Genomic DNA, 24,215 nt, shown 5'->3' with positions numbered 1-24,215 from the left:
TTTAGGCCGTGGCGTTCTTCTCGGCCTGCTTGCGGCCCAAGGTCTTGCGCAGGGACCAGATGAACTCCGCGATCATCAGGTAGACCGGGGTGCCGCCGGCGACCATGAAGAAGAAGGCGCCGGCGGAGCTGGCCTCGTCGACGTAGTCATCAGCGCCGTAGAGGAGTTCAACGCCGCTGGCGTTGCCGACCTCCGCGAGGGCGCCGAGGCCGCGAATCGTGGAGATGATCCACATGAAGGCCAGCAGGCCCCACACGATGCACCACTGGATCGACTGCGCGCGCTGGCGGGAGGGCTCCACGGGGAAGGAGAAGTTGCTCAGATCAACGTTGAAGTTGGAGGAACCGGAAGCCTGGGCGGTCGACGGCTGGGGCATGAGCTGTACACCGGAGCCAGACGTAGCGATCTCGCGGATGCGGGCGACGTCCACCTCGGGGCCGAAGGGATCCGCGATAGCTCGGTCATACTGCTGGCGGCGGTCCTGGCGGGAGAAGATGCTGTGGGCGGTGGAGAGTTCGTCGTAAAGCGCTGCGTTGGACGGGTCAGTCGCGGCGAGGCGGCGCTCGATATCCGAGGTCAGGGTCGCGGAATCAGCGGAAGGGTCAAGGTTGAGGGAGTTATAGAGGTTGTAGTGTGCCACGAGGCGAAAAGTCCTTTCGAGGGGTTAGCAGGGATCGCTGAAATCTGCATTGTTATTGAGCGAACGGGCGTTGCCACCGTATCGCGCCTTGAGCTTACAGACCTCATCCACGCTGTGTCCGGCGTCGTAGTAGGCCGCATAGACCTGCTTGCCTTCGTGTTCCGAACGCAGCGAGCTGCATGCTGTTCCCGGCATGATCTTGACCCCGGCGTAGTGGGCCTCAACGCGGTCGATTTCGGATTGCGGGGACTCGTCATAAGGGACGAGGAGGGAATCTACGATGAGGATATAGCGACCATCGCAGGTCTCCTGAGCCTCCGCCTTCTCAGTGGCTTGCGCGCATACAGGGATGTCATCTGTGATTTGCTTCGGGACATTGTCGGCGCTGAGGCGGTTGGAATCCCAGCACTTGATCGATGATGTGTCATCGACACCGTCGTTCTTATAGGGAACCCATTCCCCGCCACCCCAGGAATAGAGATAAAAAGAGGAGCTATTCTCTGTGGCGAGGTAGAGCCAGTCGTCATTGCAAAACAGCGTCATCGGACGTGGAATATCATTCCTGGTCTTTTCAGCTGCTGTACCGCACCTGTCCTGAGGCGTGGCTTTAGACGTCACGGGTTTCGCGGTGCTCGTCTCAACGCTTGTAGTGTGGGTTTCTCTGCTTGTTGTGGTGGCCTCAGCACTTGTGGTGGTGCTCGGGGCCACCTGCGTAAAGAGAGCCTCTTCTTCTGTGGTTTCAGAAGAGGAGCGCGACATTACCAGCCACGTGACACCAGCAATAATCTCAAGGAGGACGACGACGGCGATGATAAGGATGCTCCCCGAGCGTGCAGGACGTTCCGGGCCTTCGTTGCTTGGCGGGGCCCAGGGGTTGCTATTAGTCACGCAGGAAACTCCTTAAAACGGGGGCGGCAGACAGCAGCTTCCACAGGAAGCCGTGTCACACTATAGCCGTATTTACCCTCACAATAAGGGGTTTAATTCGGTGGGACGTCACCGCTCATGATTGTTTTCTGCTGGCCTTCGTCCCAGCGGAACCCAGCATGCGTTTCGCCGGTGCGCCCGGCGGTGGTTTCGCCTTCGCGGGCCCAGTGGTAGGTCACGGCGATCTCAGCGTCACTTACTCGCTCGACGGTGGGGAAGAAGCCATAAGGCTCGAGGGTGGCGGTGCCAAGGTATTCGCCTTTGTGGAAGAGCATGATGTGGTGCGGCGAGGAGGCCGTGGCACCCTCGACGGTGATAATTTGCCAGCTTAAAGCCGCGCAAGGGTCGAACCCTGAGGAAGAAGATAGTTGCCAGCCAAAGTCATTCCACGGCGCGATGCTGCCAATGCCTGATTGATACGCCTCGTCGGCGTCAATATCCTCGCAAGACTCCGGCTTGTCCGCGCTCTGGGTAGGGGAAGGTGCCTCGCTGCTCGTAGGCTCGGGGCTTGCTGCCTCTTCCGTGGTGGTTTTGGTGGCAACGTTCGCCGAACTGTTGTGGACCGCGCTGAACATAGGGGTCTCCGCCTCATCCTGCTGGCTTTGCGCACAAGCGGCGAGGGGGAGACAGATAAGGACAGCGCCCACGAGGGCAGACCTGTGCATTAGTGTTCCTTCCATAAAAAGTGCGCCTCGTGTGAGGCGCACGATTGGTTTTATCTTAGCGAGGAGGAACGTCACCGCTCATGATGACTTTGTTCTGGGCAGCGTCCCAGCGGAAGTTCGCATCCGTGGTGCCCGTCGGCGCGGCATTGGCGTCGCCTTCTTGCGGCCAGTGGTAGGTCACGGAAATCTCACTGCCGTTGACCTGCTCGACGCTGGGGAAGAAGGCGTAGGGCTCGGCGGTGGCGGTGCCGATGTACTCGCCGTAGTGGAAGAGCATGATGTGGTGCGGCGAGGACGCCGTTGCGCCTTCGACGGAAATGGTCTGCCAGCTCAACTCCGCGCACGGATCGAAGTGGGCGGAATCAACCAGTGCCCAGTCATGTCCATTCCACTGGGGAACCTGGGCGATGTTGTCGGCGAAAGCAGCGTGGGCATTTCCTGCCTCGCAGACTTCGGCTACGGGGCTAGCCTGAACTTCTTCTGGGCTGCTGCATGCAATGAGGGGGAAACAAAGTAGTGCGGCTCCGACGAAAACCCGTGGTGTGAACATTGTGTTCTCCTTTCTGAGGTCTCGGTGTGGTTCCAGACCCTACAAAGGCTGCAGAGACCCCGGCCAGAGTTACGGAGAGCATTCCTCGGGCCAGCGGGTAGTCTCTCAGGCATGGAGAATCTGTCTGGTTGTACACTGTTCGTTGCCGCCGTGGATGCCGAAGCCACGCATGTTCCTGAGGGAGCGCCGCTGCTCATCACGGGTATTGGTACGGTTCCCGCCGCCATCGAGCTGACAACGGTGCTGGCGTCGGCAGAGGCGCTGCCGGAGCGCGTCATCAACATCGGTACTGCGGGCGCGCTTCGCGACGATCTCTCGGGCGTCTTTGAGATCTCCCATGTACGCAAGCATGACTTTCACCTCGACGTGCTCAGCGATGTCTCCCGCTATCTCCTCCCCGAGGTCATCGAGCTAGAGACCTCAGGCAAGCTGCCGACCGCAACGCTTGCCACGGGTGACGCCTTTATTTCGGATACCCCGACCCGCACGCGCCTTGCCCAGGACTCTGCGTTGTGCGATATGGAGGGCTACGCCATCGCCGCGGTGTGCCGAAAGTTCGGCGTGCCGTGCACGCTACTCAAGCAGGTTTCGGACACCGCTAATGAAGAATCCTATGGCTCGTGGGCCTCGGTGCTCGACCGCGCGGCGGAGGAGCTGGCCGTGGCCTTCGACACGGTGTCCGCGGACTAGGCCCTCCATACGGAAAGTGCCCTAGTTGCCAAAACCATCGCTCCCGCCCGGGTGGTGGGGGAGAAGTTTGGCAACTAGGGCAGTTGCACGGCCGGGAAAGCTCGAACCATGCGCCGGTTGTGTGGCTAGCGGGCGCTGCTGGCCTCTAGGTTCTCGTAGAGCTCCATGACGTCCTCGTGGCCATCTGATGTGGCAATTTTGATGTCGTCGGTGCTGATCTCACCGGCGCGTAGGCTGGCCATCTCCTGGTGGTAGCGGAAGACCACGGCAATGGTGGCAGCCACCGGCACAGCCAGGAAGGCGCCGATGATGCCGGCCAGGGCGGAGCCGACCGTGACGGATAGCAGAACCATCGCCGCGTGCAGGCCCATGGCCTTGGACTGCAGCATCGGCTGGAGGACGTTGCCCTCTACCTGCTGCACGATGATGATGAGACCCAGGGCGAGCAGGGCCTTCGTCAGACCGTCGGAGACCAGAGCGATGATCACGGCCAACGCACCCGCAGTGACAGCACCAATGACCGGGATGAAGCTGGCGAAGAACGTAACCACGCCGATGACAAGGGCCAGTGGTACCTGGAGAACCCAGAGGCCGAGGCCGATGAGGATGCCATCAACGGCCGCGACGGCTGCTTGCGCCTGAATGAAGCCGGATAACGTGTTCCACACGCGAGTCAGCAGCTCGGTGGCGTGCCAGCCGGCGGAGTAGCCGGTATAGGTGCGCAGCCACGGCAGGAATTTATCGCCGTCCTTGAGAATGAAAAAGGCCACGAAGAGCATGATGGCGAGCGCCATGGCGATGGAGCTGGCCATCGATACGCCGGAAATCACCCCGGTGGCGATGTTGGAAGCTTGGCCCTTGATGAAGGTCATGGCGTCATCGAGGACTTCCTGGACTTTCGCGGCATCAATATCGAAGGGCAGGTCCTTGGCCATATCGACGAGCTTGTTCAAGCCGCCCTCAGCTTGGCTGACCAGGGACGCGCCCTGAGAGGAGACCACCGGGGCCATCGCCGCGAAGACGCCGCCGATGATGGCCAAGAAGCCCAGCAGTGTGGTGATGGCAGCCAGTGCACGGGGGAACTTGTGCGCGCGTAACCAGTTCGTCACGGGGAAGAGCACCGTGCACACCAGGATGGCCAGGATGACCGGCAGCAGGCCTACCCAGATGAACTTCAGCAGGTAGCCGGCCAGGCCGACGCCCGCCACCACGATGATAAAGATCAGGCACACCTTGGCTAGGGAAATGGCGTCGCGCCCAAGGACGCGGGATTTGTCATCGGTTGTTGAGACCGGGATAGTGGCCTCTTCGCTGATAGGTTGTGCCACCGCGGCGGACTGTGTTGTTTCGGGTTCCGGCGCGGTGGAGTCACCAGTGTTTGTAGTCATGGACCATATCTTTCCATATGGCCCAAGGAAACGACTATGCGCGGATGCTGCTTACCTGGCGGATGATGCCGAAGCGGTGCATCGTCACCGAGACCGCCTGCTCGAGGAGGAAGGGGAGGAGCTCACGGCGGCCGTCGGCCAGCACCGGCTGGTCTAGGACCACGGAGTTGGATTCCACCGCGGCTTCAAAGACGCCCGGCTCGACAGAACCCACGGTTCGAATGCGCGCGGACTCCAAGCCGGAAACCTCGCGGGCGAAGGCGCTTGCCTCCACGGCATCGACGTCAAAGCCCAGCTCGCGCAGCTCCGCGGCCTTCTCCAGGGCGGCGCTGAAGCGCACGGGGGAGCCGGTGCGGGTGGCGGCGAGGGCGAGGCGGGAGACGTCGCGAAGCGCGGCGTCGGCGCCAATGCGCACCTGCAGCGGGGTGAGCACCGGGCGGTAGCGGAAGACGTTGGCCTCACAGACCAGTCCGGCGCGGTCGTGCTTGCGACCGAATTCCTGCTGCCACGCCAGCTCGTCGAGCTCTGCCGCGCGCCACAGCCAGGCGGTGTCCTCCTCCGAGAGCTCCAGCTTGCCAAAGGCGCGCAGCTGGGCCGCCACCGGCTGGGAGATGTCCACGTCGAAGGGGCGCAGTGGGCCCTCGGACCAGGTGCCGAACTGTGCCACGTAGTTCGGGCCGCCTGCCTTGGCACCCGGGCCCATGACGGACTTCTTCCAGCCGCCGAAGGACTGGCGCTGCACAATCGCGCCCGTGATGCCGCGGTTGACGTAGGCGTTGCCCACCTCGACGCGCTCGAGCCAGTAATCGATTTCGTCGTTATCCAGCGTGTGGATGCCTCCGGTCAGGCCGTAGCCGGTGGAGTTCTGCCACTCGATGGCCTCCTCCAGGGTCTCCGCGTGCATGATGCCAAGAACCGGGCCGAAGCACTCGTTGACGTGGAACCAGGAACCTGGGCGCACGTTATCGCGGATACCCGGCGACCACAGGGTGCCTTCCTCGTTGAGCTTCTCCGGCTTCACCAGCCACTTTTCGCCCGGCTCCAGCTGGGTCAGGCCGCGCAGCAGCTTCTCGCCCGGGGCCTCGGCCAGGCCGTTCATCGTCGTGGTGATCTCATAGCCGGGGCCGGGGATGAGGGTCTTGACGGCGTCGACAAGCTGCGAGCGCAGGCGCTCGGACTCGCCAGCCGCGCCGACGAAGATGACCAGGGAGGATGCGGAGCACTTCTGGCCGGAGTGGCCGAAGGCGGAGAGATAGAGATCCTGGATGGCCAGGTCCGGGTCCGCGGACGGGGTGATGATGAGCGCGTTCTTGCCGGAGGTCTCCGCCATGATGTTGAGCTCCGGCTTCCAGGAACGGAAGAGCTTGCCGGTATCGGAAGCACCGGTGAGGATGACGGCATCGACATCGTCGTGGGAGATGAGCGCGCGGCCGGCGTTACCCTCATCGGTGAAGACGAGCTGGACCAGATCCGGGTCGAGGCCCTGTGCCTCAAGGCCGGCGCGGAAGGCCTCCACGACGAGCTTCGCACAGTGCACGACCTGTGGCGCGGGCTTGATGATGACGGCCGAACCCGCAGCGAGTGCTGCCGCGATGCCGCCGGTGGGGATGGCCACCGGGAAGTTCCACGGCGGGGTCACCACGGTCACGCGGTGGGGCGTGAACTCGGCGGCGTAGCTTTCCAGAAGACGCGCGGACTGTGCGTAGTAGGTGCAGAAATCGATGGCCTCGGAGATTTCCGGGTCGGTCTGCGTGACGGTCTTGTTGGCCTCGTAGGCGGCAACGGAGATGAACTCGCCGCGGCGGTTGGCCAGCTCATCGGCCACGGCCTCGAGCGCGCGGGCGCGGTCCTCGGCAGGGCGTGCGCCCCACTCGGCGCCGAGCTCGGCGGCGCGGGCTACGTGCTTGTCGACGACCCCCGCATCCGTCACTTCCTCCACGCCGTGCTCACCGGGGTTGTGTGCCAGGGCCTTCAAAGCCCACTCGCGGTTGGCCTCCAGGGCCGGGTCGGTGTCCGGCTCGTTGGCGAAGCGCCCGGTGCGCGGTGCCTGGCGGCCGGCTGCCTGCTCGGCCTCCTCCAGGCGGTTCTGGGTGCGGCGCGGGCCGGCGAAGGTATCCCAGCGCTGCTCGACGGCTTCGCGGAAGACCTGCTCCTGGTCCTTGAGTGCCTGCTCCTCCGGGGCGAAGAGGGCGTAGAGGAAGTTCTGCGGTGCAGAGTTCTCCTCCAAGCGGCGCACCAGGTAGGAGACGGCGACATCGAAGTCCTCCGCGTGCACCACCGGGGTGTAGAGGATCTGGCGGCCTTCGAAGGCCTCGCGCACCGCGGCCTGCTGGGCCGGGGACATGCCCTGGAGCATCTCGGAATCCATCATGCGCATAACGCCGCGCTTGGTGCCCAGCTTGTAGGCAAAGGCCGCGGTATAGAGGTTGTGGGTGGCCACGCCGATGCGCACGCAGTCAGCGAATTCGGGGCGCAGGATGTAATCGAGCAGGCGGTAGTAGTTGGCGTCCACTTCATCCTTGGTGGAATAAGGAGCTGCCGGCCAGCCGTGGATTTCACCCTGGACGTGCTCCATGGAGAGGTTCGCGCCCTTGACGATGCGAATCTTGATGTGGGAGCCGCCCTCGGCCACGCGCTGCTTGGCGAATTCTGCCAGGTGCGCCAAGGCGTCGAAAGTATCCGGCAGGTAGGCCTGCAGCACGATGCCGGCCTCGAGGTTGGTGAACTCCGGCTCGCTGAGCAGCTCGGTGAACAGGCGCACCGTGAGGTGGAGGTCGTGGTATTCCTCCATGTCCAGGTTGATGAAGACCTTATCCGGGCGGCGCGCGGCGGCCTCGTAGAGCGGGCGCAGGCGTTCCTTGAGGCGGACCAAGGAACCCTCGATATCCCACGGGTTGAGCTGGGCCACCATGGAGGAGGCCTTGACGGACACGTAGGTCACGCGCGGGTTATTGATGAGCTTGAGGGTGCGCTCGGCGCGGGAGCGCGCTTCGTCGTCGCCCAGTACGGCCTCACCGAGGAGGTTGAGGTTGAGCTGCTCGCCGGACTCGGCAGCCTTGTCCAGGGTCTTGTTCAGGGCATCGCTCTCGGCGTCGAGGACCAGGTGGCCCACCATCTGGCGCATGCGCATGCGTGCCAGCGGCATGACCAGGTTGGGCAGGATGGGCCCGAAGAACCCACCCAGGCCCACCAGCGAGCCGTTGATGAGGCCGAGGAAGGACGCGTCATAGGTGGTGGTGACGGACTTCAGCGCGTGGGCGGCTACCTTGTCATCCTCGGGGCGCATGACGCGGTCCACGAAGTCCATGGTGAAGGCCACCCCGTCCGGGTTGCGCAATAAGTCTGCGAGTTGTTCTGTGGCCGGATCCTGCTCGTCGGCGGTGGAGGCGAGCCAGGAGTGGGCCTGGGCCGCGGCGTCGGCGATCAGCGCGGCGTCAATGTCGGTGGATTCGGGAACGGGGGTGTGAGCATCGTTAGTCATGGATTACAACCTTTATGGGTCTCAAGGCACACTGGTGCGGCCTTGCGGAAAGCGGAAACTGCAGACTTTCTAGTCCAACACGGGCGCATACTCTGCGCCGTGCCGTTCAGTCTGTGTGAAAAGAGGTGCTTATTTAACGCTGGCGTACACAACCGGTGGCCGATCGGAAGAACGACGCTGCCTAATGAAGTGAGCATTCATGTGCGACCACCCTTCTTGCGTGTGGGGAGCAGCCAGGCAACGGCCTGGCCTGATTAGCGAGAAATCGGTGACCTTGATATGGCCCGCCGCACAGAAATCGTAGACGTGTAACCCATCTCGCTTACATGAAAGCTAGCCCCTTAAGTTGGGGTGAGTCAATCCCACAGGTGTTGTTTTGAGGGGAGGGTGCTACCTCCGTGTTAGTGGCTGAGATAGTCCGCGAGATCTGACGCGATTTTCTGTGCGCCCAGAGGCCCCAAGCCGAGTGCCCACGTATCGTCGCTGACCTCGATGGCATGGCCGTCTTTGACCGCAGGTAGCCGTTGGAACGCCGCGGTAGAAACGGCGGTGTCTTGGCCGGTGGCGGAGGGATCTCCGTAGCTGCAGTAGAAGATGTAGTCGGCGTCCGCTTGGTCAATGTTCTCCGGCGAGATTTCCGCAGCGAGCTCTTCGATGTCCTGGTTGGCGGGGCGGGCGAGGCCGGCGTCATCAAGCACCGTTCCAATGAGTGAAAGGCGCCCGTAGAGGCGTACCTTGCCCGGCATGAAGCGCAGAATGGTGACGGTGGTGTCTTCGCTAACTGGCCCGTCCTCAATGACCTTCTTTACTTCTTCGATCTTCTTGTCATAGTCGGCCATGACTTGTTCGGTGCGCTCCTCTTCTCCGAGGGCTTCACCGATGAGTCGGAAGTTTTCTTTCCAGGTGTATCCAGGGCGGATCGAGAAAACGGTAGGTGCGATGGAATTGAGCTGGTCATAGTGCTTATCCATGCGCAGCTGCGAGCCGATGATGAGGTCGGGGTTGAGCGAAGCAATCTTTTCCATATTGACTTCGTTGATCGTGCCTACCGTTTCGATGTCACTTGCTTTGTCGGCCATGTAATCCGGGACGGGATTCTGGCCCTTGGACGTGGTCATGCCGACTGGCTTCATGCCGAGTGCTAGGACGGAATCGAGTTCGCCGCTTTCTAGAACAACCACCCGTTGTGGCTTTTCTTTGAGTTCGGTCGTTCCGCGTGCATGCGTGACCGTGCGTGGGAATTGACCAGGGGCTGCATCGCTGCCAAAGCTTTGGCTTTTCTCTCTCGCCCCGGCAAAGCCTTCGCCTCCGGTGGCCACGGAGTCATTTCCCGAGGCTGAATTGGAGTTTCCTGATTCTTTCCCGGACGGTGAGGACGCAGGGTTAGAAGCGTCAGCGTTTGAGTTGGTGTTTTCGAGGCTGGCGCAGCCGGTGAGCGCTAGCGCTGCGGTAAGACCAACAGCAGTGAGGCGGAGGAGAGGGGTGCGGGGTGCGATTTTCTTTCGAATGTTCATAAAAGGTAGCCTAACCTAAATTAGGTCGAGCTAAGGAAACGTGAGCATATGAAGGTATTTGGGTGGTGTCGGTGATTGAGCAGGGGTTGCGCGCCGGAAAGAGAAATACCCGGCGTCTTGGTTGGGTAGTAGTTGCTGGCCTTGCCATTCTCTGTATCGGCGTGGCGCTGTCACTGGCGTTGGGCGCGCGTAGCATTCCCTTCAGCGACGTGTTGGCCGCCCTTCGGGGACAGCCTGGTATAGCTTCCTCGATCGTGTGGGAGAGGCGTCTTCCCCGTACACTCGTTGCTGTTTGCGCAGGCTGTGCTTTGGCCCTCGCTGGTGCAGTTCTGCAGATCATGACGCGCAACCCTTTGGCAGATACCGGAGTTTTCGGGATTAACGTAGGCGCCAGCTTGGCCGCCGCCATTGCTCTGGGCTGGTGGGGGTGGCAATCACCTTTTGCGTTTTCGCTCGCAGCCATCATCGGTGCGGCAGTGACCATGCTGCTGGTCACCGCGGTCGGGCGTGGCAGAGCGGGCGATGTTGATCCGCTGAGACTGATTCTTGCAGGCGTAGCCATCGGGGCGGTATGTGAGGGCCTGTCCTCCGCGCTGATCCTGATAGATCCTCACGCCTTTGCAAGAATCCGTGCTTGGGTGACGGGCTCCGTTGACGTTGCTTCGTGGACGCCAGTGGTGATTGCCTTCGGCGGACTGGTGGTAGGCGTGGTGCTACTGATTGTCTTTGCTCGCCACTTGCCGCCCCTTGCTCTGGGGGATGACGTTGCGGCGAGTCTCGGCATTAACCTCAAACTGACTCGTTTGGGGCTTGTCGCGGCGGTAACGGTGTTGGCTGCTACCGCCACCGCAGCGGCGGGGGTGATTGTGTTCGTTGGACTAGTTATCCCGCATGTTGTCAGGCTGTGCGGGATATACGAAGAGCGGGCACAGCTTGTCGCCGCTGCCGTGGTGGGGCCTTTGTTTTTATTGGGCGCCGATATTGTGGGCCGCTACCTCACTGCTGCTGAGTTGCCGGCTGGCGTCACGGTGTCGCTCATTGGTGCCCCAGTATTGATTGCGCTGTCCCATCGCGCTGGAAGGAGGCTGTGATTGTGAGCGTGAGAAGTGTTTTGTCCTTTGCGGGCATTGTGATCGTCGCGCTGGCTATTGCTGCCTATTCGCTCTTCTCGCCTGGTGCCGGGCAGGATAGTGCAGCGTTGTGGTCCGTGGCTACGAATCCCAATAGCACTGACTTTGCAGCCACCGTCGTGTGGCAATGGCGTGCTCCGCGGGTGGTTGCCGCGATTGTCGTAGGAATGTGTTTGGGCATAGCGGGCGCCATCTTTCAGATCCTCACCCACAATCCGCTGGGGTCACCCGACATTATCGGGTTTAATACCGGTGCCTATACCGGTGTCATCGCGGTCTCCTTGGCGAGCTTTAGCTCCGCATTCAACATTGCGCTAGGCGCGTTGGTGGGTGGGACTATCACTGCGTTACTCATCATGGGGCTTTCATTTGCCGGAAGGCTCACGGGAGCAAGGCTGGTTGTGGTGGGGATTGGAGTGACGTTCTTCCTTTCAGCAATAAACAAGTGGTTGATTCTTAGTGGTGAGTTGGAGCAGTCCCTAGGTGCGGCGACTTGGGCTGCTGGAACATTGAATGCTGTGTCCTGGGCGCGAGTTATTCCATTGGGGGTGCTGGGAGGCGCGGCGTGCGTCGCTGGGTTGCTGCTGCGTGGCTGGTGTGACGCGCTTGCCCTGGGGGATAGCACGGCGAGTGCGTTGGGGTTGAACGTGAGTCGTGCACGTGTGGTGATGGTTCTGGTTGGCACAGTTCTTGTCGCTGTATCGACGGCGATAGCGGGCCCAATCTCATTTATTGCCCTCGCGGCCCCACATATGGCTCGGTTGCTCTCGCGTCCAGACAGGACGCCGGTGTTGCTCTCTGGAGTCCTCGGTGCACTTTTCTTGCTCGCTGCCGATTTAGCAGGGCAGCGGCTGTTTTTCCCAATTACTCTGCCTGCCGGTCTTATTACGGTCTGCGCCGGTGGCATCTACCTGGCGGGTTTGCTGCTGTGGCAATCCCGATCTGCCGGAATGAAAGGTCAGTAAAGTGAACCAACTAAAAGTATGTGACGGTGCGCCGAGCGTGCGGGCTGAGGGGGTGAGCATGTCCTATGGGAGGACTGCCCCGTTAATTCTCGACTCGGTGGATGTGTCTTTTCCAGCCGGGAAATTCTCTGCCATTATCGGCCCCAATGGTTGTGGAAAATCCACTTTGGTGAAGGTGTTGGCGCGGTTGGAAACGCCGAACGCGGGCGCGGTGTGTATTGGCGAAGAAGATGCAGCCGCATTCTCTCGGCGTAGCTACGCTCGGCGCGTCGCCGTGATGTCGCAGCAATCCATAGCTCCCGAAGGGATCAATGTCAGGGAACTGGTTGCGCGCGGGCGATTCGCCCACCAAGGATTTATGGGGTGGAGGAGCCAGGAGGACGAGCGTGCCGTTAGTCGTGCGCTAGCAAAGGTAGGCCTAGAAGAGCTGGAGACGGCCGAGGTAGCGGCGTTGTCTGGCGGTCAGCGTCAGCGTGCTTGGCTGGCCATGGCCCTCGCCCAGGAAACGCCCGTGCTCTTCTTGGATGAGCCAACGAGCGCGCTTGACATCGGATACCAGCATTCCTTCATGCGGCTGATGCGGCAGCTGGCAGGAAGCAAAACCCTTATTGCGGTCATTCATGATTTGGCGCATGTATTGCGCTATGCGGATCACGTCGTGGCGATGAAAGATGGAACGGTGCGGGACGCGGGCGTGCCGCGCGAGGTCATCACCCCTGCCCTTATTGAGGAACTCTATGGGCTGTCAGTCTGCGTTGTAGATGTGGACGGTGAGCCGGCAATCGTCCCTGTGGGGTGAGTCTCCGCCAAACCGGGTTTATTTTCCCAGCGTGTTGGCGATAAATAAAAAAGTTGAGTCGATCGGGAACAACTTTGAGTTTGCCTGCGTTGTGTAGGTTGAGTGACCAGCGCTCAGGTTTGGATGACTTTGAGTGTCGCTTCTGTTAGAGTCGCTGACTGGACGCGGCAGAAGTTGAGTCGCGCATTATCAACTTAAAACAAACCCCAACACGCAAGGAGAAAAAAGATTATGGGACGCGCAGTAGGAATTGACCTTGGTACCACCAACTCGGTTGTATCCGTGCTGGAAGGTGGCGAGGCAACCGTTATCGCTAACTCCGAGGGTTCCCGCACCACCCCGTCCGTCGTGGCTTTTGCCAAGAACGGCGAAATTCTCGTTGGCCAGTCCGCCAAGAACCAGGCGGTCACCAACGTTGACCGCACCATCCGCTCCGTCAAGCGCCACATCGGCACCGACTGGACCATCGATATCGATGACAAGAAGTACACCCCGCAGGAGATTTCGGCCCGCACGCTCATGAAGCTGAAGCGCGACGCCGAGGCTTACCTGGGTGAGGACGTTACCGACGCCGTCATTACCGTCCCGGCTTACTTCGAGGATTCCCAGCGCCAGGCCACCAAGGAGGCCGGCCAGATTGCAGGCCTGAACGTCCTGCGTATCGTTAACGAGCCGACTGCCGCCGCGCTGGCTTATGGCCTGGAGAAGGGCGAGCAGGAGCAGACCATCCTGGTCTTCGACCTTGGTGGCGGTACCTTCGACGTCTCCCTGCTGGAGATCGGTGACGGCGTTGTTGAGGTCATGGCTACCGCTGGTGACAACCAGCTCGGCGGTGACGACTGGGACCAGCGCATCGTCGACTGGCTCGTCGACAAGTTCAAGGCTTCCCAGGGCGTTGACCTGACCAAGGATAAGCGCGCTGTCCAGCGCCTGCGTGAGGCTGCTGAGAAGGCCAAGATTGAGCTGTCCTCCTCCCAGTCCGCCAACATCAACCTGCCGTACATCACGGTGGACTCCGAGAAGAACCCGCTCTTCCTTGATGAGACCCTGTCCCGCACCGAGTTCCAGAAGATCACCCAGGACCTCCTGGACCGCACCAAGGAGCCGTTCAACCAGGTCATCAAGGATGCTGGCCTGTCCCTGTCCCAGGTTGACCACGTGGTCCTCGTCGGTGGTTCCACCCGTATGCCGGCCGTGTCCGACCTGGTCAAGGAGATGACCGGCAAGGACCCGAACAAGGGCGTTAACCCGGATGAGGTCGTGGCAGTCGGCGCTGCTCTCCAGGCTGGCGTGCTGCGCGGTGAGGTTAAGGACGTGCTGCTTCTCGACGTCACCCCGCTCTCCCTCGGCATCGAGACCAAGGGTGGCGTGATGACCAAGCTCATCGAGCGCAACACCACCATCCCGACCAAGAAGTCCGAAACCTTCACCACGGCTGATGACAACCAGCCTTCCGTGCAGATTCAGGTCTACCAGGGCGAGCGCGAGATGGCTTCCGCCAACAAGCTGCTCGGCTCCTTCGAGCTCGGCGGCATTGCCCCGGCGCCGCGTGGCGTGCCGCAGATCGAGGTCACCTTCGACATCGACGCCAACGGCATCGTCTCCGTCTCCGCTAAGGACAAGGCCACCGGCAAGGAAAACACCATCAAGATCCAGGATGGTTCCGGCCTGTCCCAGGAGGAGATCGACCGCATGGTCAAGGACGCCGAGGCACACGCTGAGGAAGACAAGAAGCGCCGCGAGGAGCAGGAGACCCGCAACCAGGCCGAGTCCACTTCCTACCAGACCCGCAAGTTCATGGATGAGAACTCCGACAAGCTGCCGGAGGATTTGAAGAACCGCGTGACCGAGGCTGCCGATGCCGTCGATGAGGCGCTGAAGGGCGATGACATCGAGGCGATTAAGTCGGCCGTCGAGAAGCTCGGCACCGAGTCCCAGGAGCTGGGCAAGGCCCTGTACGAGGCACAGGCTGCTGAGGCGGGTGCCGAGGGTGCCGCTGCTGGTGACGCCGCTGGTGACCCGAACGTCGTCGACGCCGAGGTTGTCGACGAGGACGACGAGAACAAGGAGAAGTAAACCATGACCTCCCCTCAGGACCCGGGCAACCCGGCCAATACCGACCCTGAGGCAACCTCCGCTGAGGCTGCGGAGGCTGCCGCCGCCGAGGCCGCTTCTGCCGACGGCGCTGTGGATGACGCCACGGCGAACACCGCTGAGGCAGAGGCCGCGGTAGAGGACGCCGCCCGCGACATCACCGATGAAGCGGCCGCGGGTGAGGAGACCGTTGCGGAAAACTCCCTGGAAGCTCAGCTGGCTGAGCGCACCGAGGACCTGCAGCGCCTCAACGCGGAGTACACCAACTACCGCCGCCGCACCGAGCGCGACCGCCAGGCCGTGATCGAGACCACCAAGGCCAAGGTCTTGGCAGACTTCCTGCCAATCCTTGATGACATGGAGCTCGCTCGCCAGCACGGTGACCTCAACGAGGGCCCGCTCAAGGCCATCGCGGACAAGCTCACGGGCGTGCTGACCAAGAACCAGCTGGTCCCGTTCGGTGCCGAGGGCGATGCCTTCGACCCCGAGGTGCACGAAGCGGTCCAGGACCTGTCCACCGGTGACGAGCAGGTCATCGGCACGGTTCTGCGCCGCGGCTACACGGTGGGGGAACGCGTTGTACGCACCGCCATGGTGATTATCGCCGACCCTGCAGAGTCAGCCGATACCGCTGAGAGTCCGGATAGCTCGGACAACGCAGAATAGGTATTGCAGGTGGCGTCAGGGCTCAATGTTCCTTGGCGCCACTCTTCTTTTCACTACTTAGTTAGCTTTTTTACTTAGCAAAAAATCTTAAAACCCAACCATGAATCGACTCTCCTGAAAGGAGGAGATGCCCAGTGAACGCTAAGCCAGAATGGGCAGACAAGGATTATTACGCGGATCTGGGGGTCTCCTCATCCGCTACCGCCGAAGAGATTAAGCACGCTTACCGCAAGCTGGCCCGCCAGAACCACCCCGATGCCAACCCGGATAACCCCGCGGCGGCGGAGAAATTCAAGCAGGTGGCTGAGGCCTATGACGTGCTCTCAGACAAAGCTACCCGCAAGGACTATGACCAGTTCAAGGCCATGATGCGCAGCGGCGGCTTTGGACGGAGAGGAGGCGCCGGGTTTCCCGGCGGGTTTCGATCCACGCACATGGGTGGACCGGGTGCGCAAGAATTCGACATCTCGGACATCTTCGGAGGATCCGCTCGAGGAGCGTCTCAAGGCGGCGGTCTTGGGGATATCTTCGGTGGCGTTTTCAACCGCGGCGGTGGTGCTGGCCACACAGCTCGGCCGTCGCGGGGGGCCGACGTCGAAACGCAAATAGCCCTCGACTTCCGCGAGGCGGCAAAGGGAACCACCATCCCGCTGCAGCTCAGCGGCGAAGCTCCCTGCACCACGTGCCACGGCTCCGGTTCGAAGAGTGGCAAGCTGTCAACGTGCTCGACGTGCGATGGCACCGGTTTCACCTCTGAGCAGCGCGGTACTTTCGGTTTCTCGGCGCCGTGCACGGACTGCGATGGCACCGGCCAGCGCGCCGAAGACCCGTGCGCTGATTGTTCTGGTTCCGGAACGGTGCACCGCACCCGCTCCATCACGGTGCGCATCCCTGCTGGAGTCATTGATGGTCAGAAGGTGCGTCTCGCTGGTCAGGGCGAAGCGGGCCCGAATGGCACGCCTTCTGGTGACCTCTTCGTGGCGGTCACGGTAAAGCCCGACAAGGTCTTCACTCGGGAGGGCGACGACCTGCACGTCACCGTCCCCGTTTCCTTCGCGGAACTGGCCTTGGGGGACACCATTACGGTGCCGACCCTCGATTCGCCCGTGCGCGTGAAGGTACCGGCGGGCACTCCCGACGGCCGCACGTTGCGCGTGAAGGGCCGCGGTGTGGCCAAGCGCGGCGGCAAGGCTGGTGACCTCATGGTGACCGTACAAGTTACGGTGCCCTCCACCCTGGATGCCGCTGCCTCCTCGGCGCTGCGCAATTACGCGCAGGCGGAGAAGGACTCCGGCTTCGATCCGCGCGCCGGCTGGGCCGGCAACACGGTAGCCCGCTAGGAGGAGGTGCATGATGAGCAAAGACAGGATGAACCGAAGCGATGCGGCGCAGCCCAAGGCGATGTACGTCATCTCCGTGGCTGCGGAACTGTCTGGCATGCATGCTCAAACCCTGCGCACGTATGACCGGATGGGGTTGGTCTCCCCGGCCCGCACCTCCGGCGGTGGGCGCCGCTATTCCGAGAGCGATATCGAGCTTTTGCGCAAGATCCAGACGCTCTCGCAGGATGATGGTGTGAACTTGGCTGGTATCAAGTCCATCATCGAGCTGACCGCGGAGCGTGACCGCCTCGCCGCCGAGCGCGATGAGTTGCAGGCCGAAGTTGAGCGCTTGCGCAGCCAGGTGCGGCCATCGCGCGGCGAGCTGGTCCACGTGCCGCGTTCGACATCCGTGGTGATGTGGAAGCCGCGTCGCAACCGACGCCGCGACAGCTAGGCACTTCCCCCTCCCTTGCGGGAGGGGGTTCTTCTGTTTTGGGCCCGGCCAGCCCTGCTCGGCCTGAGCCCGCGTGCTCTTCGCGCGCAAGGTGCCCTTGTTGACAAAGTTCGTGTTCAAAATTGCGGCAGAGGCTAAAACTTTGGCAGCAAGGCGCCTTTTGGCAACGACCCCAAAAGCTTTCCTCATTGAAAACGTGAGTTTGGCAATACTTATCGCTACACTCGCGTCCAGCGTTGTGTCGCCTATCACGTATGGATGCGATTGTGTGGGCGGCCACCGTTACGGTACTGAATCCACGAGAAAGGCACTAGGCACATGACTTTGTACGCAAACCCAGGCACCTCTGACGCCATCGTCAACTTCCGCGAGCGCTATGACAACTACATCGGCGGCGAGTGGGTACCGCCGGTCGATGGTGAGTACATGGACAACATCACCCCGGTGACCGGTGAGGTTTTCTGCCAGGTGGCCCGCGGCAAGGAAGCAGACATCAACTTGGCCATCGATGCCGCGGAGAAGGCCTTCGAGACTTTTGGCAAGACCACCCCGGCGGAGCGCGCGCTCCTGCTGCACCGCATCGCAGACCGCATCGAGGAAAACCTGGAGAAGATCGCCGTCGCGGAAACCTGGGAGAACGGCAAGGCTGTGCGCGAGACCCTCGCCGCCGATATCCCGTTGGCTGTTGACCACTTCCGCTACTTCGCCGGCGCCATCCGCGCACAGGAGGGCCGCCTGTCCCAGATCGATCAGGACACCGTGGCTTATCACTTCCATGAGCCGTTGGGAGTGGTGGGGCAGATTATCCCGTGGAACTTCCCGCTGCTGATGGCTGCGTGGAAGATTGCCCCGGCGCTGGCCGCAGGTAACACCATCGTGATGAAGCCAGCCGAGCAAACCCCGGCATCGATTCTGCTGCTCATTGAGATTATTGAGGACCTCCTGCCGAAGGGCGTGCTCAACATCGTCAATGGCGTCGGCGAAGAAGCTGGCGTGGCTCTGTCCACCTCGGAGCGCATCGCCAAAATCGCCTTTACCGGCTCCACCCCGGTGGGCAAGATCATCAACAAAGCCGCCGCGGACAAGGTCATCCCCGTCACGCTGGAGCTCGGCGGCAAGTCCCCGTCCATCTTCTTCGCGGACATCATGGACAAGGATGATGCCTACCTGGAGAAGTGTGTGGAGGGCTTTGTCATGTTCGCCCTTAACCAGGGCGAGGTCTGCACCTGTCCGTCCCGCGCATTGATCCACGAAGACATCGCGGACAAGTTCTTGGAATTGGCGGTGGAGCGCGTAAAGAAGATCAAGATTGGCCACCCGCTCGATACCGAAACGATGATGGGCGCGCAGGCTTCCCAGGAACAGATGGACAAGATCACCGAATACCTTGAGGTGGGCCCGAAGGAGGGAGCGGAAACTCTCGTCGGCGGCCACGTGAACAAGGTGGAGGGCCTGGAAAATGGCTACTACATTGAGCCGACCGTCTTCCGCGGCACCAATGACATGCGCATCTTCCGCGAGGAAATCTTCGGACCGGTGCTGTCCGTGGCCACGTTCAAGGACTTCGAGGAGGCTATTCAGATCGCCAACGACACCAATTTTGGCCTTGGCGCTGGTGTGTGGTCGCGCCACCAAAACACCTGCTACCGCGCCGGGCGGGAAATCCAGGCTGGCCGCGTGTGGGTGAATCACTACCACGTTTACCCGGCGCACAGCGCCTTCGGCGGATACAAAGAGTCCGGCATCGGACGCGAGAACCACCTCATGATGCTGTCCCACTACCAGGAGACGAAGAACATGCTGGTGTCCTACTCCGAGGAGCATGCTGGCCTCTTCTAAAGGCAGTAACCCCACGTGGCTGCCTTCTAATAGCGTCGTGCGATGATGCCCAGGCCCCGCAGGAATGCGGGGTCTTTCCAATAGGAGCCATGATCGCCCGGAAGACCGCTAGCACCTGGCAGAGGTGTTGCACCGAAGGCGGGGGAGGCGGGATCGGGGCCGTGGATGCCACCGTGTGGACCGGTAGCAATCGCGATGGGATCCTCGGTGTTCTGCGCGCTCCAGATTCTGCCATGCAATTGCGACGCTCTATCCGCCGAGGCGCCCGGGCTGCCGACGAGCACGACGTCATCCGCAACACAGTCCTGCTGCGCGGCCTTACCTACAACCACCGAGCCATAGGAATAGCCGATGAGGATGTGTTGAGCCCGGGGAAAGCGCTGCCGCAAGGCGCGTTGGAAGCGGCCTAGCTCGGCGGCCCCGCGGCGCGCCGGGTCCTCGTGCGCCGCGCGGGACAAAGTGGGCGGGGCGGAGTAGCCAATCCACGCCACCGTAGGCCCATGGGTGGCGCAGGCGATGGCGCGTGCGCGCTCCACCGCAGTGGGCCAGCTTGCTGTAACGGAAGAACCTACCCCGCCCACAAACGTGCTGACCTGGGCGGCCTGTGTGCCGATGTTCTCTGGGTCCACGAGCGCCACCAGCCGCCCAGGGCTGGCCTCGAGCACGGTGACATCAGGGTTAGCCGCGGCCAGAGAGCGAACCTCCTCGCTGGCCATGGTCAGCTGGAGCTCGTGCAACTCGGTCAGCGAGAGGTCGCCGAAATCCTCCAAACGGCTTGGCGGTTGGGCCAGCTCCGGAGTGCACAGGGCGGTGAGTTGGCGGGCGCAGGCCCAATCGAGGACGTCGGCAAGCGCGTCCAACTGCCCCAGCGCCACGCTGGCGGGTTCTGCAAAAGCGGGGACCGAAGCCAGCCGCACAGCGCGTGCGCGCAGCTGTTCAATTCTCTCCTGCAGTGGTGCGTAGAGGCTCAGAATGCGCGCGGCAAGGCGCATCTGCTGCACGGGATTCACCAGATTGTCGCTGGCGCGGTGCAAGGAACGCCGCGCGGCATCGGCGCCAACGCCAGAAATCGCTAGACCTACCCAATGATGGTGCGACGCAGCTATATAACGTTCCAGCTCAGATGCGTTTCGTTCCATCCCTAACGCTTCCAACCGAAGCGCCCCGGCCGCGCTCATTGCGCTCCTCCCAAACGTGAGGAAAGCTCTGCATCAAGACCGTGGGCCAACCCCACGAAATGGTCAAGCTCTTCCAATTGCGTCCTCCGAGCTTCTTCGCTGGCCCGCCGGGCGTCCTCCCATTGGGCGCCGAGGAGCGCAAGGGCGCGGGCGGTACGGGGAGGTTCCTGCAAGGACGGAAACGCGGCGGGGCAGGCATGGCCGAAGAGGTAGCGGATCTGCTCGCGGGCAGCCCGGTCAATGTCGAGGTGGTTCATAGCATCGAGACTGCGCCAGCTCTCCTATTGCCGTAAAGGGCGGCCGTCGCGATCCGCGAAATCTGTGGATAACTAGTCCGGGCTCGTCTACCGTGGGCCGCATGAAGGTAGCAGCAGTTCAATTGACCAGTACCGGAGACGTTGAGGACAACCTCGCCGCAGCCCTCGACAAGATTCGGGAAGCCGCGGACAACGGCGCGCAACTTATCGTCCTGCCGGAAGCTACCACCCAGAGCTTTGATTCCGGGCGCCTCGATACGCACGCGGAGGGTCTCGATGGCCCCACCGCCACCGCCGTGCGCGCGCTGGCAGAAGAACTCGGCGTGTACGTGGTGCTGGGAATGTTCGCCCCGGCGGATACCGTCCAACGGGGAGAGAAGACCATTAACCGCGTGGCCAACGTCGCGCTCATCGCGGGGCCGGGCGTCTTCGGCGGCTACGAAAAGATCCACACTTACGACGCCTTCAAGTACAAGGAATCCGATACCGTCCGGCCCGGTGAGTCACTTGTTGTCTTCGACGCCGGGGAGCTTACCGTAGGTGTCGCCACCTGCTATGACATCCGCTTCCCCGAGCAGTTTAAGGAGCTTGCCCGCCAGGGAGCCCAGCTCATCGTCGTGCCCACCAGCTGGGCGGATGGCCCTGGCAAGCTGGAGCAGTGGCGCCTGCTCAGCGCGGCGCGCGCGCTCGATTCCACGACGTATATCTTGGCTGCGGGTCAGGCTCGCCCCGGTGGGGAGGCGAAGGCGGGGGAGGCCTCCGGGCCCACCGGGATTGGACACTCCGTCCTCGTGGCGCCGGATGGCACGCGCCTCGCGGAGGCTGGTTATGAGCCGGAGATCCTCTACGGCGAGGTGGACCCAGACACCGCGACGAAGGTTCGTGAGTCCCTCCCTGTTCTGGAGGCTTAGGCGCCTATGCCCACTGGGACTTCTTCCACGCCGCCCAGGCCTCCCAGTCATCGCCCCAGCCGTCAAGCTCCGCGGCGGAGGCCGCCCACTCGTGGCCACGCTGCCAGCTATCCGTGGTGATTGCCTCCTCCGAAACGCCACCGTCGAGCAGCGCCGCGCGCGCTAGTTCGATGCGATCGGCAGGACCGATGAGCACGAAGCGGCGGTCCGTTCCCGCCGCGAGCACCGGTTCCATCGGTTCATTGGCCACCACTGGGTTGAACCCGGCGGCCAGCGGCCGTGCTCCGAGCAGCCAGGGATCCTGCGAATCCCGAACGATGTGCCGCAGAGTGAGCTCCGGAACCAGGGCCTGCAGGTTGGCCTGAAACTCCGTTTCATAGTGCTCGCCCGGCGAGGGGGCCACGGCATAGACCTCGAGCCCGGAGGGGAGGGTGCTCCCCAGGGCGTCGAGAAGCAGCGCCCGGGCGCCTGCCCACCCGGTGCCGAAGGAAATGAGAGTGGTCTCGGAATCGAGCTGCGGTGGCTCACCGGCGGGCATGCCCAGCGTCCACCAATCGCCCGGCTGGGCCTTCGCCAGCATGGAGGAGGCCTCACCCGCCAGCGCAAGGTGGAATGTCAGCTGCCCCGAATCATCGGACGGCGCAGCCGGGGTCAGGGGGCGCCAGGTACCGGGCGTGAGCTGCGAGGTCACCGGTACGTGCTGGCCCGCGCGGTAGTCCAGCGCCATGCCGGATTCCAGACGGACCACAGCGGTGTTCCGGTTAGGCTTGTCCACCGCCACGACCTGGGCGCTGTGAGCAGGGGGAGTGCCGGCGGCATCCGCCTCCTGGGCGGCGCTGCGCATGATTGAACACGCGCTGGAAATGGTGCGCGTTGCCACGTCGTGCTGGTGCGGCGTCAGCCCCAGCACCGTAAGCCCCTGCACCAGGGAAGCCTCGAATTTGGGATACACCTCAGGGGGGAAACCGTGGCGGCGATGATCGCGCCCCATCTGCGCTAGGCGCTTGGCGACGTCCCCCCGAACCCCACCGTCCTCCACATTCTCCAGCACCCACGCCAGCGCGGGGGCCAGTGAGGGGTGCGTGTCCTTCATCGACAGGGCAAAGACTTGGCGGGATTCGGCCACGGTGGCAAAAAAGTGCCTGTGTACTGCATCGCGATAGTCCTCGGCATGGTTGCGCAGGTGCTCACCCAATTCCCTCATGCCCGCCCATCCTAGCGCCTGGGGGTAGCGTCAAAACCCCCTAGGGTTATACGTCAGGGGTGGCAAAGCGGGGAGGGAGTTGTAGTGTAATCTACGGTTCATTTCCCGAAAGTGGGTGAGTCTCGTCTCAAGGATGCCGCGATGCGCGGCATGGAAGGAAGATCTCGCATGGAAGATTTCTCTGCGTACACAATCATGACCGACGTGGGCTGGATTTCTTTGCTCATGGTTATCGGCAACGTTTTGCGCCACCAGATCAAGTTCGTATTCCAGGACTTGCTGCTGCCTGCCCCCATCACCGCCGGTCTGCTCGGCTTGCTCTTGGGGCCCAATGTCTTGGGGTGGATCGGTTTTTCCGAGAACCTCGGTGATTACACTTCGCTGCTCATCGCCGTGGTCTTTGCTTCTATGGCCTTCTCCATGGAGATGGGCGGCAACATGGGCAAGGGCGCTCGCAACATGTGGGGCTATTCCACCATGATGTTCACCGGCCAGTGGGGCCTGTTCATCATCCTTGGCCTCTTGCTGTTTAAGCCTACTTTCGACACGCCCGACTGGTTCGGCATGATGCTGCCCGTTGGCTTTACCGGCGGTTTCGGTACCGCCGCGGCCGTCGGCGGTGCCTTGGAGGGTGTGGGCGCTGAGGCAGCCTCCTCGCTGGGCTTTACTTCCGCTACCGTGGGTACCTTGGCCGCCATCGTCGGCGGCATCATTGCGGGTAACTGGGGCATCCGCAAGGGCAAGGTTTCGCACGTTCCGAAGCAGCTCCCAGAGGAGCTGCGCCGCGGCTATATCTCGCGCCTGGAGGATCGCCCCTCGCTGGGCCGCGCGACGACGAACCCTTCCGCGATCGAGCCCATCACCCTCCACGTTGGCTTCATCGCCCTGACCGTGATGACCGCCTACGGCATTAACAAGGGCATCGCCTCCATCTGGGAGAACGTCTCCATCCCGCTGTTTGCCATGTCCATGGTCGTGGGCCTGCTCTTCCGCGCCGTGATGAACATGGTGGGTGCTAAGGACTACCTGGATAAGGACACGGTGAGCTCGGTCTCCGGTGCGGCGACTGACTACCTCATTGCCTTTGGTGTGGCGGCCATCGTGCCGGCAGCTGTCGCGGCCTACTGGCAGGCCCTCCTGCTGCTCTTCGTCCTGGGCACCATCTACTGCATCTTCTTCCTGATGTGGTTCCCCGCCGAGTTCTTCGGTGAGCGCTGGATTGAGCGCGGCATCTTCGGCTGGGGCTGGGCCACGGCCACCGTGGCTACCGGCATTGCGATCCTCAAGATCGTGGACCCCAAGCTCAAGTCCGGCACGCTGTCGGAGTACGGCATGGCCTACATCGGCTTCGGCCCCTTCGAGATTTCCTGGACCATCATCGCTCCGCTGGCCGTCATGTACGGCTTCACCGCTGGCTTTGGCTGGATCTCCCTGGGCATCGCGGTGGTCATCTACCTCGTGTTCAAATTCACCGGAATGATGCCGCCGCGCGGAACCATCTTCAAGGAAGGCATCGGGCACGTCGGCTCATCGAAGTAGAC

Annotated in this window: 21 protein-coding genes; 11 read left to right on the top strand and 10 right to left on the bottom strand. The window is 62.3% G+C overall.

What is annotated here, in order from left to right:
• Position 1: 1 nt before the first annotated feature.
• The 4 genes from ACUY3D_RS05215 to ACUY3D_RS05200 all read right to left on the bottom strand — a co-directional run bounded on the left by ACUY3D_RS05215 (position 2) and on the right by ACUY3D_RS05200 (position 2,782).
• Positions 2-640 (bottom strand): hypothetical protein, encoded by a 639-nt coding sequence (locus tag ACUY3D_RS05215; protein ID WP_448240485.1) that lies wholly within the window; start codon positions 638-640, stop codon positions 2-4.
• 24 nt (positions 641-664) lie between these two features.
• Positions 665-1,528: a flagellar basal body-associated FliL family protein gene (locus ACUY3D_RS05210; RefSeq protein WP_448240483.1), complete on the bottom strand. Its 864-nt coding sequence runs from the start codon at positions 1,526-1,528 to the stop codon at positions 665-667.
• Between the two features lie 92 nt (positions 1,529-1,620).
• Complete coding sequence (locus ACUY3D_RS05205; RefSeq protein WP_448240481.1) at positions 1,621-2,232, bottom strand: LppP/LprE family lipoprotein; 612 nt, start codon at positions 2,230-2,232, stop codon at positions 1,621-1,623.
• A 55-nt stretch (positions 2,233-2,287) separates the two neighbouring features.
• Positions 2,288-2,782, bottom strand: a complete 495-nt coding sequence (locus ACUY3D_RS05200; protein ID WP_448240479.1) for an LppP/LprE family lipoprotein — start codon at positions 2,780-2,782, stop codon at positions 2,288-2,290.
• A 111-nt stretch (positions 2,783-2,893) separates the two neighbouring features.
• Here ACUY3D_RS05200 and ACUY3D_RS05195 point away from each other — a divergent pair, with 111 nt between their 5' ends.
• On the top strand, positions 2,894-3,472 hold the full coding sequence (locus ACUY3D_RS05195; RefSeq protein ID WP_239249081.1) for a nucleosidase: 579 nt from the start codon (positions 2,894-2,896) through the stop codon (positions 3,470-3,472).
• Between the two features lie 125 nt (positions 3,473-3,597).
• Here ACUY3D_RS05195 and ACUY3D_RS05190 read toward each other — a convergent pair whose 3' ends face one another.
• From ACUY3D_RS05190 to ACUY3D_RS05180, 3 genes are all read right to left on the bottom strand, one after another.
• Positions 3,598-4,860, bottom strand: coding sequence for an AI-2E family transporter (locus ACUY3D_RS05190; RefSeq protein WP_448240476.1), 1,263 nt, complete (start codon positions 4,858-4,860; stop codon positions 3,598-3,600).
• Between the two features lie 34 nt (positions 4,861-4,894).
• The gene (locus ACUY3D_RS05185) at positions 4,895-8,341 is read right to left on the bottom strand and encodes a bifunctional proline dehydrogenase/L-glutamate gamma-semialdehyde dehydrogenase (RefSeq protein WP_448240474.1); all 3,447 of its coding nucleotides are present in this window, start codon (positions 8,339-8,341) and stop codon (positions 4,895-4,897) included.
• Positions 8,342-8,742: 401 nt separating this feature from the next.
• On the bottom strand, positions 8,743-9,855 hold the full coding sequence (locus tag ACUY3D_RS05180; RefSeq protein WP_448240472.1) for an ABC transporter substrate-binding protein: 1,113 nt from the start codon (positions 9,853-9,855) through the stop codon (positions 8,743-8,745).
• A gap of 161 nt (positions 9,856-10,016) precedes the next feature.
• Between ACUY3D_RS05180 and ACUY3D_RS05175 the strand changes: the two genes are divergently transcribed.
• From ACUY3D_RS05175 to exaC, 8 genes are all read left to right on the top strand, one after another.
• On the top strand, positions 10,017-10,946 hold the full coding sequence (locus tag ACUY3D_RS05175; RefSeq protein WP_232755653.1) for a FecCD family ABC transporter permease: 930 nt from the start codon (positions 10,017-10,019) through the stop codon (positions 10,944-10,946).
• Complete coding sequence (locus ACUY3D_RS05170) at positions 10,943-11,950, top strand: FecCD family ABC transporter permease (protein ID WP_083299193.1); 1,008 nt, start codon at positions 10,943-10,945, stop codon at positions 11,948-11,950. Before ACUY3D_RS05175 ends, ACUY3D_RS05170 begins: the two co-directional genes overlap by 4 nt.
• Before the next feature lie 58 nt (positions 11,951-12,008).
• Positions 12,009-12,749 carry an ABC transporter ATP-binding protein gene (locus ACUY3D_RS05165; protein WP_448240470.1) on the top strand — a complete coding sequence of 247 codons (741 nt, stop codon included), beginning with the start codon at positions 12,009-12,011 and terminating at the stop codon, positions 12,747-12,749.
• A gap of 231 nt (positions 12,750-12,980) precedes the next feature.
• Complete coding sequence (gene dnaK, locus ACUY3D_RS05160) at positions 12,981-14,825, top strand: molecular chaperone DnaK (RefSeq protein ID WP_070523650.1); 1,845 nt, start codon at positions 12,981-12,983, stop codon at positions 14,823-14,825.
• Positions 14,826-14,828: 3 nt separating this feature from the next.
• Positions 14,829-15,509, top strand: coding sequence for a nucleotide exchange factor GrpE (gene grpE / locus ACUY3D_RS05155; protein ID WP_448240467.1), 681 nt, complete (start codon positions 14,829-14,831; stop codon positions 15,507-15,509).
• A gap of 134 nt (positions 15,510-15,643) precedes the next feature.
• On the top strand, positions 15,644-16,849 hold the full coding sequence (gene dnaJ / locus ACUY3D_RS05150; RefSeq protein WP_143334629.1) for a molecular chaperone DnaJ: 1,206 nt from the start codon (positions 15,644-15,646) through the stop codon (positions 16,847-16,849).
• A 13-nt stretch (positions 16,850-16,862) separates the two neighbouring features.
• A complete protein-coding gene (locus tag ACUY3D_RS05145) occupies positions 16,863-17,285 on the top strand; it encodes a heat shock protein transcriptional repressor HspR (RefSeq protein WP_070523924.1) in 423 nt (140 codons plus the stop codon).
• Between the two features lie 318 nt (positions 17,286-17,603).
• On the top strand, positions 17,604-19,124 hold the full coding sequence (gene exaC, locus ACUY3D_RS05140; RefSeq protein WP_448240465.1) for an acetaldehyde dehydrogenase ExaC: 1,521 nt from the start codon (positions 17,604-17,606) through the stop codon (positions 19,122-19,124).
• Between the two features lie 26 nt (positions 19,125-19,150).
• Here the strand turns inward: exaC and ACUY3D_RS05135 are convergent, their stop codons facing one another.
• Positions 19,151-20,263 (bottom strand): alpha/beta hydrolase, encoded by a 1,113-nt coding sequence (locus ACUY3D_RS05135; RefSeq protein ID WP_448240464.1) that lies wholly within the window; start codon positions 20,261-20,263, stop codon positions 19,151-19,153.
• A 35-nt stretch (positions 20,264-20,298) separates the two neighbouring features.
• The gene (locus ACUY3D_RS05130; protein WP_070523635.1) at positions 20,299-20,559 is read right to left on the bottom strand and encodes a hypothetical protein; all 261 of its coding nucleotides are present in this window, start codon (positions 20,557-20,559) and stop codon (positions 20,299-20,301) included.
• 101 nt (positions 20,560-20,660) lie between these two features.
• Here ACUY3D_RS05130 and ACUY3D_RS05125 point away from each other — a divergent pair, with 101 nt between their 5' ends.
• Positions 20,661-21,470, top strand: a complete 810-nt coding sequence (locus ACUY3D_RS05125; RefSeq protein ID WP_448240463.1) for a carbon-nitrogen hydrolase family protein — start codon at positions 20,661-20,663, stop codon at positions 21,468-21,470.
• 4 nt (positions 21,471-21,474) lie between these two features.
• On the opposite strand, the gene ACUY3D_RS05120 is transcribed toward ACUY3D_RS05125, so the two are convergent.
• Positions 21,475-22,674 carry an FAD-binding oxidoreductase gene (locus ACUY3D_RS05120; RefSeq protein WP_448240461.1) on the bottom strand — a complete coding sequence of 400 codons (1,200 nt, stop codon included), beginning with the start codon at positions 22,672-22,674 and terminating at the stop codon, positions 21,475-21,477.
• Positions 22,675-22,842: 168 nt separating this feature from the next.
• On the opposite strand from ACUY3D_RS05120, the gene ACUY3D_RS05115 reads away from it, so the two are divergent.
• Positions 22,843-24,213 carry a sodium/glutamate symporter gene (locus ACUY3D_RS05115; RefSeq protein WP_269948945.1) on the top strand — a complete coding sequence of 457 codons (1,371 nt, stop codon included), beginning with the start codon at positions 22,843-22,845 and terminating at the stop codon, positions 24,211-24,213.
• Positions 24,214-24,215 lie beyond the last annotated feature (2 nt).

This window comes from Corynebacterium guaraldiae (assembly GCF_053480195.1).
The sequence above is the reverse complement of the archived record's forward strand: the minus strand, read 5'-3'. Positions and strand labels throughout refer to the sequence as shown.